Annotated in this window: 19 protein-coding genes and 1 tRNA gene; 16 read left to right on the top strand and 4 right to left on the bottom strand. The window is 70.0% G+C overall.

Annotation, left to right across the window (positions count from 1 at the left end; translation table 11 throughout):
• The first annotated feature begins 68 nt into the window (after nucleotides 1-68).
• The gene (locus IG08_RS0130030) at nucleotides 69-365 is read left to right on the top strand and encodes a type II toxin-antitoxin system VapB family antitoxin (protein ID WP_003999914.1); all 297 of its coding nucleotides are present in this window, start codon (nucleotides 69-71) and stop codon (nucleotides 363-365) included.
• 110 nt (nucleotides 366-475) lie between these two features.
• The gene (locus IG08_RS0130025) at nucleotides 476-1117 is read left to right on the top strand and encodes a LytR C-terminal domain-containing protein (RefSeq protein ID WP_234343006.1); all 642 of its coding nucleotides are present in this window, start codon (nucleotides 476-478) and stop codon (nucleotides 1115-1117) included.
• A 131-nt stretch (nucleotides 1118-1248) separates the two neighbouring features.
• On the opposite strand, the gene upp is transcribed toward IG08_RS0130025, so the two are convergent.
• Nucleotides 1249-1884 carry a uracil phosphoribosyltransferase gene (gene upp, locus IG08_RS0130020; protein ID WP_030609268.1) on the bottom strand — a complete coding sequence of 212 codons (636 nt, stop codon included), beginning with the start codon at nucleotides 1882-1884 and terminating at the stop codon, nucleotides 1249-1251.
• 95 nt (nucleotides 1885-1979) lie between these two features.
• Here upp and IG08_RS0130015 point away from each other — a divergent pair, with 95 nt between their 5' ends.
• From IG08_RS0130015 to IG08_RS0129970, 10 genes are all read left to right on the top strand, one after another.
• Nucleotides 1980-2165, top strand: a complete 186-nt coding sequence (locus IG08_RS0130015; RefSeq protein ID WP_030609265.1) for a hypothetical protein — start codon at nucleotides 1980-1982, stop codon at nucleotides 2163-2165.
• A gap of 252 nt (nucleotides 2166-2417) precedes the next feature.
• Entirely contained in the window at nucleotides 2418-2957 is a 540-nt protein-coding gene (locus IG08_RS0130010; RefSeq protein WP_030609262.1) for a tRNA adenosine deaminase-associated protein, read from the top strand.
• Between the two features lie 53 nt (nucleotides 2958-3010).
• Nucleotides 3011-3436: a tRNA adenosine(34) deaminase TadA gene (gene tadA / locus IG08_RS0130005; RefSeq protein ID WP_030609260.1), complete on the top strand. Its 426-nt coding sequence runs from the start codon at nucleotides 3011-3013 to the stop codon at nucleotides 3434-3436.
• Between the two features lie 104 nt (nucleotides 3437-3540).
• Nucleotides 3541-3625, top strand: a tRNA-Ser gene (locus IG08_RS0130000).
• 241 nt (nucleotides 3626-3866) lie between these two features.
• Nucleotides 3867-4043: a hypothetical protein gene (locus IG08_RS60755; RefSeq protein WP_030609258.1), complete on the top strand. Its 177-nt coding sequence runs from the start codon at nucleotides 3867-3869 to the stop codon at nucleotides 4041-4043.
• A gap of 12 nt (nucleotides 4044-4055) precedes the next feature.
• Nucleotides 4056-4349, top strand: coding sequence for a Dabb family protein (locus IG08_RS0129990; protein ID WP_030609256.1), 294 nt, complete (start codon nucleotides 4056-4058; stop codon nucleotides 4347-4349).
• 192 nt (nucleotides 4350-4541) lie between these two features.
• Complete coding sequence (locus IG08_RS0129985) at nucleotides 4542-5396, top strand: RNA polymerase sigma factor SigF (RefSeq protein ID WP_030609254.1); 855 nt, start codon at nucleotides 4542-4544, stop codon at nucleotides 5394-5396.
• 308 nt (nucleotides 5397-5704) lie between these two features.
• Complete coding sequence (locus tag IG08_RS0129980) at nucleotides 5705-6589, top strand: RNA polymerase sigma factor SigF (protein WP_030609251.1); 885 nt, start codon at nucleotides 5705-5707, stop codon at nucleotides 6587-6589.
• 57 nt (nucleotides 6590-6646) lie between these two features.
• Complete coding sequence (locus IG08_RS57510) at nucleotides 6647-7366, top strand: hypothetical protein (RefSeq protein WP_078655803.1); 720 nt, start codon at nucleotides 6647-6649, stop codon at nucleotides 7364-7366.
• Nucleotides 7367-7390: 24 nt separating this feature from the next.
• The gene (locus IG08_RS0129970) at nucleotides 7391-8266 is read left to right on the top strand and encodes an inositol monophosphatase family protein (protein ID WP_043455530.1); all 876 of its coding nucleotides are present in this window, start codon (nucleotides 7391-7393) and stop codon (nucleotides 8264-8266) included.
• Between the two features lie 3 nt (nucleotides 8267-8269).
• On the opposite strand, the gene IG08_RS0129965 is transcribed toward IG08_RS0129970, so the two are convergent.
• Nucleotides 8270-8464, bottom strand: a complete 195-nt coding sequence (locus tag IG08_RS0129965; RefSeq protein WP_030609247.1) for a hypothetical protein — start codon at nucleotides 8462-8464, stop codon at nucleotides 8270-8272.
• 195 nt (nucleotides 8465-8659) lie between these two features.
• On the opposite strand from IG08_RS0129965, the gene IG08_RS0129960 reads away from it, so the two are divergent.
• The 4 genes from IG08_RS0129960 to IG08_RS0129945 all read left to right on the top strand — a co-directional run bounded on the left by IG08_RS0129960 (nucleotide 8660) and on the right by IG08_RS0129945 (nucleotide 13127).
• Nucleotides 8660-9166: a MarR family winged helix-turn-helix transcriptional regulator gene (locus IG08_RS0129960; protein ID WP_030609245.1), complete on the top strand. Its 507-nt coding sequence runs from the start codon at nucleotides 8660-8662 to the stop codon at nucleotides 9164-9166.
• An 88-nt stretch (nucleotides 9167-9254) separates the two neighbouring features.
• Nucleotides 9255-11699 carry an MFS transporter gene (locus tag IG08_RS0129955; protein WP_043455527.1) on the top strand — a complete coding sequence of 815 codons (2445 nt, stop codon included), beginning with the start codon at nucleotides 9255-9257 and terminating at the stop codon, nucleotides 11697-11699.
• A 92-nt stretch (nucleotides 11700-11791) separates the two neighbouring features.
• Nucleotides 11792-12616: a YceI family protein gene (locus tag IG08_RS0129950; protein WP_030609239.1), complete on the top strand. Its 825-nt coding sequence runs from the start codon at nucleotides 11792-11794 to the stop codon at nucleotides 12614-12616.
• Between the two features lie 49 nt (nucleotides 12617-12665).
• Nucleotides 12666-13127: a PPOX class F420-dependent oxidoreductase gene (locus tag IG08_RS0129945; RefSeq protein WP_030609236.1), complete on the top strand. Its 462-nt coding sequence runs from the start codon at nucleotides 12666-12668 to the stop codon at nucleotides 13125-13127.
• A 4-nt stretch (nucleotides 13128-13131) separates the two neighbouring features.
• Here the strand turns inward: IG08_RS0129945 and IG08_RS0129940 are convergent, their stop codons facing one another.
• A complete protein-coding gene (locus IG08_RS0129940) occupies nucleotides 13132-13884 on the bottom strand; it encodes a TetR/AcrR family transcriptional regulator (protein ID WP_030609233.1) in 753 nt (250 codons plus the stop codon).
• Nucleotides 13885-14029: 145 nt separating this feature from the next.
• The gene (locus tag IG08_RS0129935; RefSeq protein WP_199820923.1) at nucleotides 14030-15511 is read right to left on the bottom strand and encodes an MFS transporter; all 1482 of its coding nucleotides are present in this window, start codon (nucleotides 15509-15511) and stop codon (nucleotides 14030-14032) included.
• Nucleotides 15512-15612: the final 101 nt, after the last annotated feature.

The raw sequence follows: 15612 nt of genomic DNA, 5'->3' as shown, positions 1-15612 counted from the left end.
ATCTTTTCCAGCCTCGCACTCCGTCGCCATGGCTGCGCCCGGAAGGTCTTGACCGGTAGGCTTTCCGTGTGATCTTCAAGCGCATCGGAAACGGCCGGCCGTACCCCGACCACGGCCGGGAAAGCACCCGGCAGTGGGCGGACGTCGCGCCGCGCCCGGTCCGCCTCGATCAGCTCGTGACGACCAAGGGCCAGCTCGACCTGGAAACCCTGCTCGCCGAGGACTCGACGTTCTACGGCGACCTCTTCGCGCACGTCGTGAAGTGGCAGGGCGACCTCTATCTCGAGGACGGCCTCCACCGCGCGGTGCGGGCGGCCCTGCAGCAGCGCCAGGTGCTGCACGCACGCGTGCTCGAGCTGGACTGAGTCGGGACCGAGTGACGCCCTTGTGAAGGGTTGACCCTTTCGGGTTCTCCTGCGCGGCGTCCAATGATCATTTAGTAGGCATCACCGCTCAGGCGCACTACGCTGCGCCCATGAGCATGCTGACTCCCCCCGGCATGGGCCGTAAGTACCGGATCACGGGAGACAAGTACCCCCGGATGCGACGGCCCCGGCGACGCGGCAGGCTCGTGTTCGGTCTGGTGGCCTCCGTCGCCGCGCTGAGTCTGATCGGCTGGGGCACCCTGCAGCTCATCGACGTCTTCACCGGCGGCGGCGAGAAGGCCGCGGCGGCCGGACCCAAGGCGGACTGCGTCTCGAAGGCGAGCCCTTCCGCGAGCGCGAGTGCGGCGGCCCTGCCCAAGCCCGGCCAGATCACCGTCAACGTCTACAACGCCACGCCCACCAGCGGCCTCGCGAAGAAGACCGCCGACGAGCTGAAGAAGCGCGGCTTCAAGATCGGCGACGTGGGCAACGCGACCAAGGAGTTCGACAAGAAGGTCAAGGGCACGGGGCTGCTGCTCGGCCGCACGTCCGCCGTCAGCATGTCGCTGCCGGTCCTCGGCACGCAGCTCGCCGGGGCCGAGGCCCGCGCCGACAGCCGTAAGGGCGCCGATGTCGACCTGGTCATCGGCACGGGGTTCAAGGGGCTCACGAAGAAGGCGGCCGCCGACAAGGCGCTGGCCGCGCTGACCAACCCCCAGCCGACGCCGACTTCCTCTAAGCAGAGCTGCTGAGAAGCGCGCCTTGGCGCCGTAGGGCGCCTGTTGTTTTGCGGGTGCGCGTCCGTTGTGGCCGGTCGCGCCCACGCGGCGGAGCCGCACATCGACACAGCGCCGCGTCCCTGGGGGGTTTGCCCCCAGGGCGTTTACTCTGCGGCGCCGTACAGGCGGTCGCCCGCATCCCCCAGCCCCGGCACGATGTAGCCGTGCTCGTTGAGGTGGTCGTCGACCGCTGCCGTGACCACCGTGACCGGGGTGCCCGCGAGCTCGCGCTCCATGATCTCCACGCCCTCCGGGGCGGCCAGCAGGACCACCGCGGTGACGTCGTCCGCGCCGCGCTTGATCAGCTCGCGGATCGCCGCGACCAGGGTGCCGCCGGTGGCGAGCATCGGGTCGAGGACGTACACCTGGCGGCCGGAGAGGTCCTCCGGCATGCGCGTGGCGTACGTGGAGGCCTGGAGCGTCTCCTCGTCGCGGATCATGCCCATGAAGCCCACCTCGGCGGTCGGCAGCAGCCGGACCATGCCCTCCAGCATGCCGAGGCCGGCGCGCAGGATCGGCACGACCAGCGGGCGCGGGTAGGAGAGCTTGACGCCCGTGGTCCGCGCGACCGGCGTCGTGATGTCGACCTGTTCGGTGCGCACGTCACGCGTGGCCTCGTAGGCGAGCAGGGTGACCAGCTCGTCGGCGAGACGGCGGAACGTCGCGGAGTCGGTGCGCTGGTCGCGCAGGGTGGTGAGCTTGTGGGCGACCAGGGGGTGGTCGACGACGTGGAGGCGCATGTCCACAACAGTAGCCGGGCCCCGTGACTGCTCGCGCTGGCATCAAACCGCCCGTCCGAGGGAAAGTGGGAGGGACGGACCGGGGTGGTGTGCCTATGCCTGACCAGGAGTCCCGAGCGGACGCGTCACAGCGGGAGACCGACGCCGAGCGCAGGCGTCGCAGAGCCCAGTTCCTGCGCGACCTGGCCGAGGCCCGTGAGCTGCGCGACCGCGTCCAGCCCAGGCGCGCCAAGACCGCCCGCCTCCGTCACGCCATGCGCATGCGCACCTTCCGCTGGTAGCAACACGCGGGCTCCGGCCCTTTCTTGACCTTCCCGAGAATGCCCATGTGCGTACACCGCGCCGACGGCGGACTACGATCCCGCTGGTGGACGATCAAAACAGGCGGACACAGGGTGCCGAAGACGTCCCCTGAACGCCTTGTTTCTGCCACGATTCCGAGTGGGCGGGGCTTGGAGCACAGCTCTCCCCGCCCGAAACCTCCGCCGGGGGGACCCCCAACCGGCACGCCTATGACCAGTGGGAGAGTCACGGTGTACTTCGCCGCACTGCTCGCGCGCACCGAAGACGGGTGGGAAGCGAGCGACACAGAGCTCGACGATGTGGAGACCCTGTCGGATCTGGCCGATCTCGCCCGGGAATCCGCTCCCGACGAGGACACGGTGCTCGTGCTCATCGAGCAGGAGGACGCGTGGTTCGGCGTCGTCCGCATCGACGGCGAGGAAGACCCTCGCATCTATGTCTCCGACGCCGCAGCCGCCGCCCGCAGCTCGTACGGCGAGATCCTGCTCACCGACGAACTGCTCGGAAGAGATCCGGATGACGACGACGCCGACCTGGACGCCCTCGATCTCGACGGCACCGAGGACGGTGAGGACGAGGAGGAGGAAGACGACGACGACACCACGAGCGGCGGCTCCGCCGAGGCCGTGCCGCACGGTCCGGTCGGCGACGCCGCGGTCCTCGACGACCTGGGCGTCAGCGAGAAGGAGCTGAAGTCGCTGTCCCAGGACGCGCTCACCGAGATCGCCGAGGCCCTCGGTGCCTCGGAGGTCCTGGAGACCGTCCGCTGACCGCGACCGCCCCGGAAACCCCGGACCCGGTACGCGACCGCTGGCGGGCCGCGATGCGGCTCGCCCTGGACGAGGCCGGACGGGCCGGCGCGGACGTGCCCGTGGGCGCCGTCGTGCTGTCCCCGGACGGCACGACCGTGCTCGCGGCCGCGCACAACGAACGCGAGGCCACCGGCGACCCGACCGCGCACGCGGAGGTCCTCGCGCTGCGGCGGGCCGCCGCACAGGCTGGAGAGTGGCGGCTGACCGGCTGCACGCTGGTCGTCACGCTGGAGCCCTGCACGATGTGCGCGGGTGCCCTCGTGCAGTCCCGGGTCGACCGTGTCGTCTACGGCGCCCGGGACGAGAAGGCGGGCGCGGCCGGCTCCCTCTGGGACGTCGTCCGCGACCGGCGGCTCAACCACCGTCCCGAGGTGATCGAGGGCGTGCTCGCGGACGAGTGCGCCGGGCTCCTCACGGAGTTCTTCCGGAACCGCTGACGGAATCGCTGACGGAACCGCCGAGGAGACGGTCGCCGGGGCCGTCGCCGGAGCGGCGAATACCGATTTCGGAGCACGCCCCACCTTGTTGTAAGGTCTCTCTCGGTAGCGTGTCCGAGCGGCCGAAGGAGCTCGCCTCGAAAGCGAGTGTGGCGCAAGTCACCGAGGGTTCAAATCCCTCCGCTACCGCTTCAGAAGGGCCCCGTCGAGAGACGGGGCCCTTCTTGCGTCCGGACCCTCAAGTACGCGCCGCTGACGGGGGAAACCGTGGCGCGCACCCCGCAGTGGGGTCCGGTCCTGCCCGGGGATTCCAAAGGACCTGGACCTGCGGGCCGTTGGTCCTTAAATGATCCATGAAGTTACACTCACCGCCCAGAACAGGCCGCAGTTTCGGCCAACAACGGACACAGCAGGCACAGGGGAGGCCGCGGTGGCGGTGAATTCGAAGAAGGTCGCCGTCTACGTGGTCGTGGTCTTCGTGCTCTACGTGATCATCACGGACCCGGGCAAGGCCGCCGACTACGTCCAGATAGGGTTCGAGGGCATATCGGACGCCGCCAAGGCCATCGGCGACTTCTTCACGTGGCTCGCCGACGGGGCGAAGTAGCTAGGAGCGCTCATGATCCGCCATCTGGTCCTCTTCAAGCTCAACGAAGGCGTCGAGCGCGACGACCCCCGGGTGGTGGCGGGCGAGGCGGCCTTCCGGGGCCTCGGTGACCGGATCGAGGACCTGCGCTTCTGGGAGCTCGGCTGGAACATCAGCGACCGGCCCATCGCGTACGACTTCGCGATCAACTCGGCGGTCGAGGACGCGGACGCCCTGAAGCGGTACATCGAGCACCCGGCGCACCAGGCGGGCGTCGCCCTGTGGCGGGAGTTCGCCACCTGGGTGGTCGCCGACTACGAGGTCTGAGCGCCGCGCATTCGAGCCCCCTGCCGGAACGGCAGGGGGCTTTTCCGCGCCTTGTGCCCCAACTTGCCCCTCAACACGGCGTAACACGGCGTTATGCGGTGCTTGCACACAGTGCACATGTCTTGTGATGCTATGACCGCTTTTGAAGGATGAGTTGACCGACAGGTCGACCGATGGGTGACCGATGAAGAGGTGGCGTTGACCGTGTCGGCCAGTACTGCGCCGCCCCAGGAAGCCGTGGCAGCCACGGAAACCGCACCGGCCGCACCGGCCGCACCACGCAGCCGCGGCGCCGACACCCGGGCTCTCACCCAGGTGCTCTTCGCCCAGCTCAAGGGGCTCCAGCCGGGCACGCCGGAGCACAACCGGGTGCGCGGGGCGCTCATCGAGGCCAACCTCCCGCTGGTGCGCTACGCGGCCGCCCGCTTCCGCTCCCGCAACGAGCCGATGGAGGACGTGGTCCAGGTCGGCACCATCGGGCTGATCAACGCGATCGACCGGTTCGACCCGGAGCGGGGCGTGCAGTTCCCGACCTTCGCGATGCCGACGGTCATCGGCGAGATCAAGCGGTACTTCCGCGACAACGTCCGTACGGTGCACGTCCCGCGCCGGCTGCACGAGCTGTGGGTGCAGGTCAACGGCGCCACCGAGGACCTGACGACCTCCTTCGGGCGCACCCCGACGACCGCCGAGATCGCCGAGCGGCTGCGCATCACCGAGGACGAGGTGCTGTCCTGCATCGAGGCCGGGCGGTCGTACCACGCGACCTCCCTGGAGGCCGCCCAGGAGGGCGACGGGCTGCCGGGGCTGCTGGACCGGCTCGGCTACGAGGACCCGGCCCTGGACGGCGTCGAGCACCGCGATCTCGTACGTCACCTGCTGGTCCAACTCCCGGAACGGGAGCAGCGCATTCTCCTGCTGCGCTACTACAGCAATCTCACCCAGTCGCAGATCAGCGCGGAACTCGGCGTCTCCCAGATGCACGTCTCCCGGCTGCTCGCGCGCAGCTTCCAGCGGCTGCGGTCCGCGAACCGGATCGAGGCGTAGGAACCGGCCCCAGGCGCGAGTCCGGGCGGGATCTCCCCGTAACCGCAAGCGTGAGCGAGGGATAACCGGGGAGAGGTAATCGCTCACCAGGGCGGTTCCCGACGCTTCTGCGCCGAAATACCGTCAGACCCCCTTTATCCAGGGCGGATTCGGGTCTCACATGTCGACATGTCACTACAGCGTGTTGCCGACATGTGACATTCTGCGGGAAGAGCGTTTGCCGGGGCTTCGGCTCCGGTATTCAGGTGGAGGCTGACGTTGCTCGACCGAGCGTCGGCCGTACCGTCCCGCGACCCAAAGGGGGTGGCATGTCCGCAGACCAGGGCAGCTCGAAGGTGCTCACGCTCACGAAGAGCGAGGCTGCGCCCGCGCTCGACGACGTAACGGCTGTCGAGGCCGCACCGGCCCCGGCCATCCCGGTCTCCTCCGGAGCCATCGACACCCGCACCCTGTCCCGCTCCCTCTTCCTGCGGCTCGCCGCACTCGACGAGAACAGCCCCGAGCGCGCGTACGTCCGGGACACCCTCATCGAGCTCAACCTCCCGCTGGTGCGCTACGCGGCCGCCCGCTTCCGCTCCCGCAACGAGCCGATGGAGGACATCGTCCAGGTCGGCACCATCGGCCTGATCAAGGCGATCGACCGCTTCGACTGCGAACGCGGCGTGGAGTTCCCGACGTTCGCGATGCCGACCGTGGTCGGCGAGATCAAGCGGTTCTTCCGCGACACCTCGTGGTCGGTGCGCGTCCCGCGCCGCCTGCAGGAGCTGCGCCTGGCCCTCACCAAGGCCAGCGACGAGCTCTCCCAGAAGCTGGACCGCTCCCCGACCGTCCCCGAACTCGCCCAGGTACTGGGCGTGTCGGAGGAGGACGTCGTCGACGGCCTCGCGGTCGGCAACGCGTACACGGCCTCCTCGCTCGACTCCCCGGCTCCCGAGGACGACGGCGGCGAGGGCTCCCTCGCGGACCGCCTCGGCTACGAGGACACCGCCCTGGAGGGCGTCGAGTACCGCGAGTCCCTGAAGCCCCTGCTGGCCAAACTCCCGCCCCGCGAGCGGCAGATCATCATGCTGCGCTTCTTCGCCAACATGACCCAGTCGCAGATCGGCGAGGAGGTCGGCATCTCCCAGATGCACGTCTCCCGGCTGCTGACCCGGACGCTGGCGACGCTGCGGGAGGGGCTCATCTCGGACTGAGGGCCCAGTAGAGGCCTGAGGGTTCCTATTTGACGGAGTGTCAGCCACCATGGCGCGATGCTTCGAGCGACACGTTCCAGTGCGACGCATGGCCGTCGGGGCGCCTTGATCGGCGCGTCGGCGGCCGTCGTCTGTCTGGGCGGGGTGCTGGCCGCGTGCGCGGGCGGCGGGGGTGGTGACGGGTATGTCGCCACGGGGTCGGCCGGTGGCCCGTCCCGATCCTCCGGTACGGCGGTGGCGCCGACGGGGGGTGTGACGCTGGTGCCGCTCGACGGGACGCCGTCAGCGGCCGACCCACCTGCGGCCGACTCACCTGCGGCCGACTCCCCTTCGGCAGGCGGAACTTCGGCTCGGCTCCCGGAGAGCGCACCGCCGCCGCCCGGCACGAGCAGCGGCGCAAGCCCTGCGGCGGACGGCGCCAAGTCCAGTCGTACGCCTGCGACTTCCCCGTCCTCCACGACACCCGGCGGCCCCGCCGCGCTCACCTGGGCCGAGCCGACCCGGGAGCCCGCGGACGAGCGCTGGTGCGAGGACGTGACCCTTGCCTTCCACAACACCGGTGGCTCCGCGGTGCGTTCGGGCACCGTCACCTTCGGCACCCACGTCATCGGCGCCCTCGGTATCGACTGGGCGACCGTCGAGTCCGAGGAGAAGCTCCCGGTCCCGATCGGCGCCGGCGCGCGGAGGACGAAGACCTGGACGGTGTGCGTGGACGCGTGGCGAGTGCCGATCGGGATGCATGTGGAGACGCGGGACGTGACGGTGGAGTGGGAGTGACGGGGGCCGTGGAAGGCTCGCCGCATGGACTACGCGTGCGACGCTCCGCCCGCCGACCGGGAGCTTCTCGACTTCGCCGTCCGCCCGGCGGGCCGGGCCGGCCGGATGTCCGCGCGGGGCTTCTTCGGGGACGGCTGGAGCAGCCGTCGTAAGGAAGACGGCACGGAGGTCACCGAAGTCGACCTGGCCGTCGAGGAGTTGGTCAGGGCCGAGCTGGGGCGCCGGGTGCCCGAGGACGGGCTCTTCGGCGAGGAGGGCGGCTCGACCGCCGGGTCGTCCGGGCGGCGGTGGATCGTCGACCCCGTCAACGGGACCGCGAACTTCACCCGCCGGGTGCCGCTGTTCACGAACGACCTCGCCCACGAGGACGAGCACGGGCCGGCCATCGGCGTCATCAACATGCCCCTGAGCCGGCGGGTGATCGCGGCCGGGCGGGGCCTGGGCTGCCGGGTGCTGGACGGCGCAGAACCGGACCTGCGGTCGGGGCGCCCCGGCCGGGTCAGCACGCGGACCCGGCTCGGCGGCGCGCGCACGCAGATGCACAACCCGGGCGGTTGGCCGGAGGAACTCCTCACGGCCCTGCACCGCCGGGTGCTGCTGACGCCCTCGACCGGCGCCGTCGCGGCCCTGGTGACGGGGCATGCCGACGCCTGGGTCGTCGCGGGGCCGCCGATGGGTCACGAGGACGTGGCTCCGCTGCCCGTCATCGTCGCGGAGGCGGGCGGCCGGGTGACCGACCTCGGGGGCGCGTCGGTGCTGGCGGGTGACATGACAGTGCTGGTCACCAACGGGCACCTGCACGACGCGTTCCTGGAGCTCGTCAGGGGCCTGCCTCGCCGCCGCGACCTGCGTGTCCTCGAGGAGGACCTCGGCGACGGCCTCGACGACGACGCCGACTGAGCCCTACTTCAGCGCCAGCCAGGCCACCGCCGCCACGATCGCCACCGCGACGATCACTCCGATGATGAGGCCGACGCGGGGACCGCCGGAAGCCGCCTGCTGCTGTTGGCCCTGAGGGGCCTCGTCGACGAACGCGCGGAACATCTGGGTGTTGCCGGCGGGGTCGTGGTTGCCCTGGGGGCCCTGGGTGTTAGCCATGCCCCGAGACACTAGCGAATCCGGGGGTGGGGCCCAAGTAGGGGCCGGTTCCCTGCACCACCTCTCCCCACCTGCACATTTACAGTCGCAATACTTGCCTTTGCCAAGTTTTTATACCGCACCTACCCCGTTTTATTTGCCTGTAGCAACCAAGCGCTTCTATGGTTGCCCTAAGCAACGAATACGGGAGGTGTGATGGCCGAGCAGGCGCAATACGAGGAACTGATGCGTCAGTTCAGCGCCTTCGGTGCCGTGCGGAGGGAGATGGGACGGATCCTGCCGTCCGAGTGCCCCGGCGGTTCCGCCGCCGTACTGACGCTTCTCGGCCGGCACGGCGACATGCGCATGAGCAAGCTGGCGGAGCTGCTCGCCGTGGACATGTCCGTGACCAGCCGGCATGTCACGCACGTCGCGGAGCGCGGGTGGATCCAGCGCTCCCCCGACCCGGCGGACAAGCGCTCGCGCATCCTGCACCTCACCCCCGAGGGCCAGGCGCAGCTCGACCGGATGATGCGGCAGACCTGCCGGATGCTCGCCGAGCGGCTGAGCCACTGGAGCGACGACGAGGTGGCCCAGCTGACCGCCCTCATGGCGCGGCTCAGGGCGAGCTTCGACGACGGCCGCACCCCGCACCCGGAGCCCCGGCCGCCCACCGCCCCCGTACTCGATCAGTCCACCCGTACACCCGCAATCACCAAGTAAGAGAAGGAAGCCCATGGCAACGACCACACCAGCCGGTGTGCGGGCTCATGCGAAGCACGGCGGAGGGTCCGCCGACGCCGCCGCTCCCATGACGCACCGGCAGATCATGGAGGCGATCTCCGGGCTGCTGCTCGGCATGTTCGTCGCGATCCTGTCGTCGACGATCGTCACCAACGCCCTGCCCGAGATCATCGGCGACCTGGGCGGCGGCCAGTCCGCCTACACCTGGGTCGTCACCGCCGCGCTGCTCTCCATGACCGCGGCCACGCCCCTGTGGGGCAAGCTCTCCGACCTGTACAGCAAGAAGGCGCTCGTACAGATAGCCCTGGTCATCTATGTGCTGGGCTCCGCCGCCGCCGGTCTCTCGCAGAACGCCGGCATGCTGATCGCCTGCCGGGTGATCCAGGGCATCGGCGTCGGCGGTCTCTCCGCCCTCGCGCAGATCGTGATGGCCGCGATGATCTCCCCGCGTGAGCGCGGGCGTTACTCCGGCTACCTCGGCGCGACCTTCGCGGTCGCCACCGTCGGCGGTCCGCTGCTCGGCGGTGTCATCACCGACACGAGCTGGCTCGGCTGGCGCTGGTGCTTCTACGTCGGTGTGCCGTTCGCGGTCATCGCGCTGATCGTGCTGCAGAAGACCCTGCACCTGCCCGTCGTGAAGCGCCAGGTGAAGGTCGACTGGGCCGGCGCGTTCTTCATCTCCGCAGCGGTCTCGCTGCTGCTGGTCTGGGTCACCTTCGCCGGTGACAAGTACGACTGGGTGTCGTGGCAGACGTACGCGATGGTCGGTGGCTCGGTCCTGCTCGGGCTGATCTTCGTGCTCGTCGAGTCCAAGGCCAGTGAGCCGATCATCCCGCTGCGGCTGTTCCGCAACCGGACCATCACCCTCTCCTCGCTCGCCTCGATGTTCGTGGGCGTCGCGATGTTCTCCGGCACGGTCTTCTTCAGCCAGTACTTCCAGCTGGCCCGGGACAAGTCCCCGACGATGTCGGGCGTCATGACGATCCCGATGATCGGCGGCCTGTTCGTCTCCTCCACCGTGTCCGGGCAGTTCATCACCCGCACCGGTAAGTGGAAGGCCTGGCTGGTCAGCGGTGGCGTGCTCATCACGGCGGGCCTGGGCCTGCTGGGCACCATCCGCTACGACACGGAGTACTGGAAGACCGCGGTCTTCATGGCCCTCCTGGGCCTCGGCGTCGGCATGATGATGCAGAACCTGGTGCTGTCCACGCAGAACCAGGTCGACCCGTCCGACCTCGGTTCGGCCAGCTCCACGGTCACCTTCTTCCGGTCCCTCGGCGGTGCGATGGGCGTCTCGGCGCTCGGCGCCGTCATGGCCCACCGCATCACCGACTACGCCCAGGACGGCATCGCCGGCCTCGGCCCCAAGTACGCCTCCCTCGCGTCCGGTTCGAGCTCCACCGGCGAGATCCCGGACATGGACAAGCTGCCCGCGCCGCTGCGCACGGTCATGGAGAGCGCGTACGGCCACGGCATCGCGGACGTGTTCCTGATCGCGGCGGCCCTGGCGCTGCTCGCCTTCCTCATCACGCTGTTCATCAAGGAGGTCCCGCTGAAGACGAAGGGTGCGATGGCGCAGGCGGCCGAGGCGACGGCGGCTCCGGCCGAGGCCGAGGTTCCGGCTGCCGCTCAGGAGCACGTCCCGAGCTGGGCCGTGGCCTCCTCCGACACGGAGACCGCCCCCGACGGCACGCAGAAGCTGTCCGCCGTCGCCACGATCGCCCGCCCGGAGGCTTCTTCGGAGGGCTCCGGCGGCATCCCGGTCCACGGCTTCGTCCGCGGCGCCGAGAGCGCGCCCGTGCCGCAGGCCGCGGTCACGCTGATCTCGCTGGCGGGACGGCAGCTGGGCAGGTCGGTCACGCAGGCCGACGGTTCCTACGCCTTCGAGGCGCCGAGCGTCGGGTCGTACGTCCTGATCGCCTCCGCGGACGGGTTCCAGCCGCAGGCGTCCACCGTGATCGTCAACGGCGAGCCGGTGTCGTACGACATCCTGCTCAGCGGCACCAGCGGGCTGAACGGTCTGGTGCGGGCCGCGCAGACCGGCGAGCCCGTCAAGGACGCGATGGTGATCGTCACCGATGTGCGGGGCGATCTGCTGGCCACCGGGACCACCGGTGAGCAGGGCGAGTTCGGCTTCGCCGAGCTGGTGCCGGGTGCCGTGACCGTCGCGGTGAACGCCGCCGGGTACCGGCCGCGCGCGCTGCCCGTCGAGGTCGGCGGCACCGGTGTCACCCGTATCGAGGTCGACCTCGACTCGGGCGCCCAGCTCCAGGGTGTCGTCAAGGCGCCGCACGGTCCGCTGGCCGACGCTCGGGTCACGCTCGTGGACGCCGCGGGCAACGTGGTCGGCACCGCCACCACCGGGACGGACGGGGCGTACGCCTTCACCGACCTGGACGGCGGCGAGTACACGGTCATCGCGACGGGCTACCCGCCGGTGGCCACCGCCCTGACGGTGAACGGCCGCGGAGTCGACGACCACGACATCGAACTCGGCCACCCCGGCGAGTAGTTCGAACCCCGGCCCGTGGTGCAGGGCGCGCGCCCTGAGCGGAGGTGCGCGCCCTGCACCACGGGCCGGTTTCTTCAGAGGAGTTTGGTGAGATGGGACTGACCGCGAAGATCCGTACGCGGGACGGGTGGGCCGTGTCGCACGCGGTCGTCACGGTGACCGACATGACCGGCTCGCAGGTGCTGCGGGCCGAGGCGGACGCCGAGGGGGCGGTGCGGGACGCGGAGCCGCTGGCCCCGGGGGCGTACACCGTCATCGTCACCGCCGTCGGGTACGCGCCCGCCGCCGCCGGCGCGATCGTCACGGCGAGCGGCCGGGCCGAGGTCGGCACGATCACGCTGGCCCGGCAGGGCGGGGCCGAGCTGCCGCCGCCCGGGCCGTGGACCGTCGATCCGGCGCACTCCACGGTGGGCGCCGTGGCCCAGCACCTGGGGATCTCCAGCGTGCACGGCCGGTTCACCGAGTTCGACGCCTCGATCGAGGTCGCGCCGGACGACGTGACCAAGTCCCGGGTGGATGCGGTGATCCGGGCCGCCTCCATCGACACGGGCAACGCCATGCGGGACGGCCACCTGAAGTCCGCGGACTTCCTGGACGTCGAGCGGTACCCCGAGATCACCTACCGCTCGACGGGCCTGACGGTCGCCGGTACGGACCGCTGGACGGTGCACGGCGAACTGGGCCTGCACGGTGTCGTACGGCCCGTGGATCTGGACCTGGCCTACCTCGGCACCGGCGCCGACCCCTGGGGCGGGACCCGGGCCGCCTTCCGCGCGACCACGCAGCTGCGGCGCGAGGACTTCGCCATGAACTACAACCAGGTCGTGCAGGCCGGCATCGCGGCCATCGGTACGACCCTCAAGGTCGAGCTGGACATCCAGGCGGTGCAGGGGGAGTCGCTGCCGCCGGCGGCGTAAGCACGGCAGGGACAGGCTGAGCCGACCCCGGACGCCTAGGCTGACGCCCATGGCACCGAACATCGCGAAGAACACCGCCGTATCACTGGACGAGTTGCTGGACTTCGTACGACCCCGTCATCGCGCCATCCTGCTGACCCGCCGGGCCGACGGCAGCCCCCAGGGGTCGCCGCTGACCTGCGGGGTCGACGACTCGGGGCGGATCGTCGTCTCGACGTACCCCGAGCGGGCGAAGACGCGGAACGCGAAGCGGGACGAGCGGGTCAGCCTGATCGTCCTGAGCGACGACTGGAACGGGCCGTGGGTGCAGGTGGACGGCACCGCGGAGGTCATCGACTCGCCCGAGTCCGTCGAGCCGCTCGTGGAGTACTACCGGAACATCGCCGGGGAGCATCCGGACTGGGACGAGTACCGGACGGCGATGATGAAGCAGGGCAAGTCGATCATTCGGGTCACGCCGGAGAAGTGGGGTCCGGTGGCGACGGGAGGCTTTCCGGCACGGCTCGCCTGAGAGTTCAGCCCCTTTTCACCATCGCCTCGATGCCCGCCACCAGCAGGTCCAGGGCGAAGGTGAAGTCCCGGTTCAGCATTTCCTCGACCGTGTCGCCGCCGCGGGCCGCCATGAGCTCCTTGGACTCCTCGATGACCTCGGCGGTCGTCGGGGACTCGTTCACCGTGCTCATGGCGTGCCGGAAGTAGTCGTCCGGTGTCATACCGGTGTCGGCGACCCGGGTGAAGAAGTGGCCCTCGATCGTGCCGTAGCCGTACACGAACTGGAAGACGGCCGAGATCGCCCCCGTCAGGCCGCGGGTCGGCAGCCCGGTGCGCCGGATGACCCGCTGTACGACACGGGAGAAGGCGAGCGAGTTCGGGCCGATGTTGAGGAACGTGCCCGCGAGGGGCGACAGCCAGGGGTGCCGTACCAGCAGGGACCGGTACTCCGTGGCCAGCATGCGCAGCTGCTCGCGCCAGTCCTCACCGTCGGCCTCCGGGTCGGGCAGGCGTAGTTCGCCGAAGGCCGCGTCCAGGGCGAGTTCGAGGAGGTCGTCCTTGGTGTCGACGTACCAGTAGACGGACATCGCGGTGACGTTCAGCTCGGCTGCCAGGCGCCGCATGGAGAACTTGGCCAGTCCCTCGGCGTCCAGCAGCCGCACGGTCACCTCGGTGATCCGGTCCCGGTCGAGCCCGGACGGCTGCCCGCCACTACGGCCACTCCGGCGCGCCTTGCCTTCCAGCCAGACACTGGTCCGCTTGGCTGCCTCGCCCATGGCGCACCTTCCTAGAACCTTTCAATTCCGGTCATGTTAGGCGCCCCTTCAGGGGCGCGGGGCTGTGACATCTGCGGCTCCGCCGCGTGGGCGCGACCAGCCACGACCAACCTGCAGCCGCGAGACGACAGAACCTCCCGAGCTCCTAGGCGGATTCTGCCCTCTCCGCCCGCCGCAACAACGCCGCCGCGACCAACCCACCCAGCAGCACAGCCACCGCCCCCACCAACAAACTGGTCTCCAGCCCGGAGGAGTACGCATCGGTGATACGCGCCTTCTCCTCCGCCGACCCCGCCTCCGCCAACGCCCCCGGCAGGGACACCGCCGCCACCGGAATCAACGCCGCGAACCGTGAGCTCAGCACCGCGCCGAGCACCGCAACGCCCAGCCCCTGCCCGAACTCCGCCACCGTCCCGTTGATCCCCGCTCCGATCCCCGCCTTCTCCGGCGGAATCGAGCTCATGATCGCGTGCGCCATCGCCGGGTTGGCGATCGCCGCTCCCGCGCCGATGAGCAGCAGCCCCAGCAGCGTCCCGGCGTAACCGCCGGAAGCGAACATCGCGATGGATATCAAGCCGCCTGCCATCAGGGCCATGCCCAGTCCTATGGCGGCCGGGTTCCCCAGCTTGGCCGCTCCCTTCGCCGCCAGACCGGAGAAGTTCAGCGCCACGATCGCGAGCGCGAGCGGCGCCGTACGCACACCCGCCTCCAAGGGGCCGTACCCGAGGACGAACTGCATGTGCTGGGTGAGCAGGAAGAGCGACCCGCCCATCCCGAAGGTGATCAGCACCGCGCCCGCGATCGCTCCCGTGAACCGCTGGTTCCTGAAGAAGTGCAGGTCGAGCATGGGGAACGGAATCCGGCTCTCCCAGTACGCGAACCCCGCCAGCACCATGACCGCGACGGCCGCCGGCACCAGTACCCGGCCCGAGGTCCAGCCGTGGTCGGGCCCGGAAATGATCGCGAACACCAGGGAGGCCATGCCGATCGTCGACAGCAGGGCGCCGAGCAGGTCGGGCCGGTCGCCCCTCGGGTTCTTGGACTCGGGGACCAGAGTGATGGCGGCCACCAGGCCGATCGCCGCGACCGGCAGGTTGATCAGGAAGATCGCGCCCCACCAGAAGTGGTCCAGCATGAAGCCGCCGAGCAGCGGGCCGCACGCGAACCCGAGCGCGTTGACCGCGGCCCAGATACCGATCGCCTTGGCGTGCTCCTCGGGCGCGAAGATCTGCATCACCACGGCGAGCGTGGTCGTCAGCAGCAGCGCGCCGCCGACGCCCATGCCGGCCCGCGCGGCGATCAACTGGCCCGTGCTGTCGGCCAGTCCGGCCGTCAGCGAGCCCGCACCGAACAGGGTCAGGCCCGCTATCAGCATCTTCTTGCGGCCGTAGCGGTCGGCGGCGCTGCCCGCGCTGAGCAGCAGTCCGGACTGCACCAGTGAGTACGCGTTGATCATCCACTGGATGTCCGAGGTGGCCGCGCCCAGTTCACGCGTGAGCGAGGGGATCGCGACGTTCAGGACGGTGTTGTCGAGCACCACGGTGAGCTGGGCGAGGCAGATGACGCCGAGGATGAGCCAGCGTTGGGGGTGGCCTTGGGAAACGGTGACGGGCGCGGGAGCGGACATGCTGTACACCGTAGAACAGTTCCCATACGGCGTACAACAGAGATACGAAGAAGGGCGGCGACCGAAGTCGCCGCCCTTCCCCCGTCGATCAACCGTCGGTC

This window comes from Streptomyces fulvoviolaceus, assembly GCF_000718165.1.
GTDB lineage: Bacteria > Actinomycetota > Actinomycetes > Streptomycetales > Streptomycetaceae > Streptomyces > Streptomyces fulvoviolaceus.
This window is presented reverse-complemented; position numbering and strand designations above follow the sequence as displayed.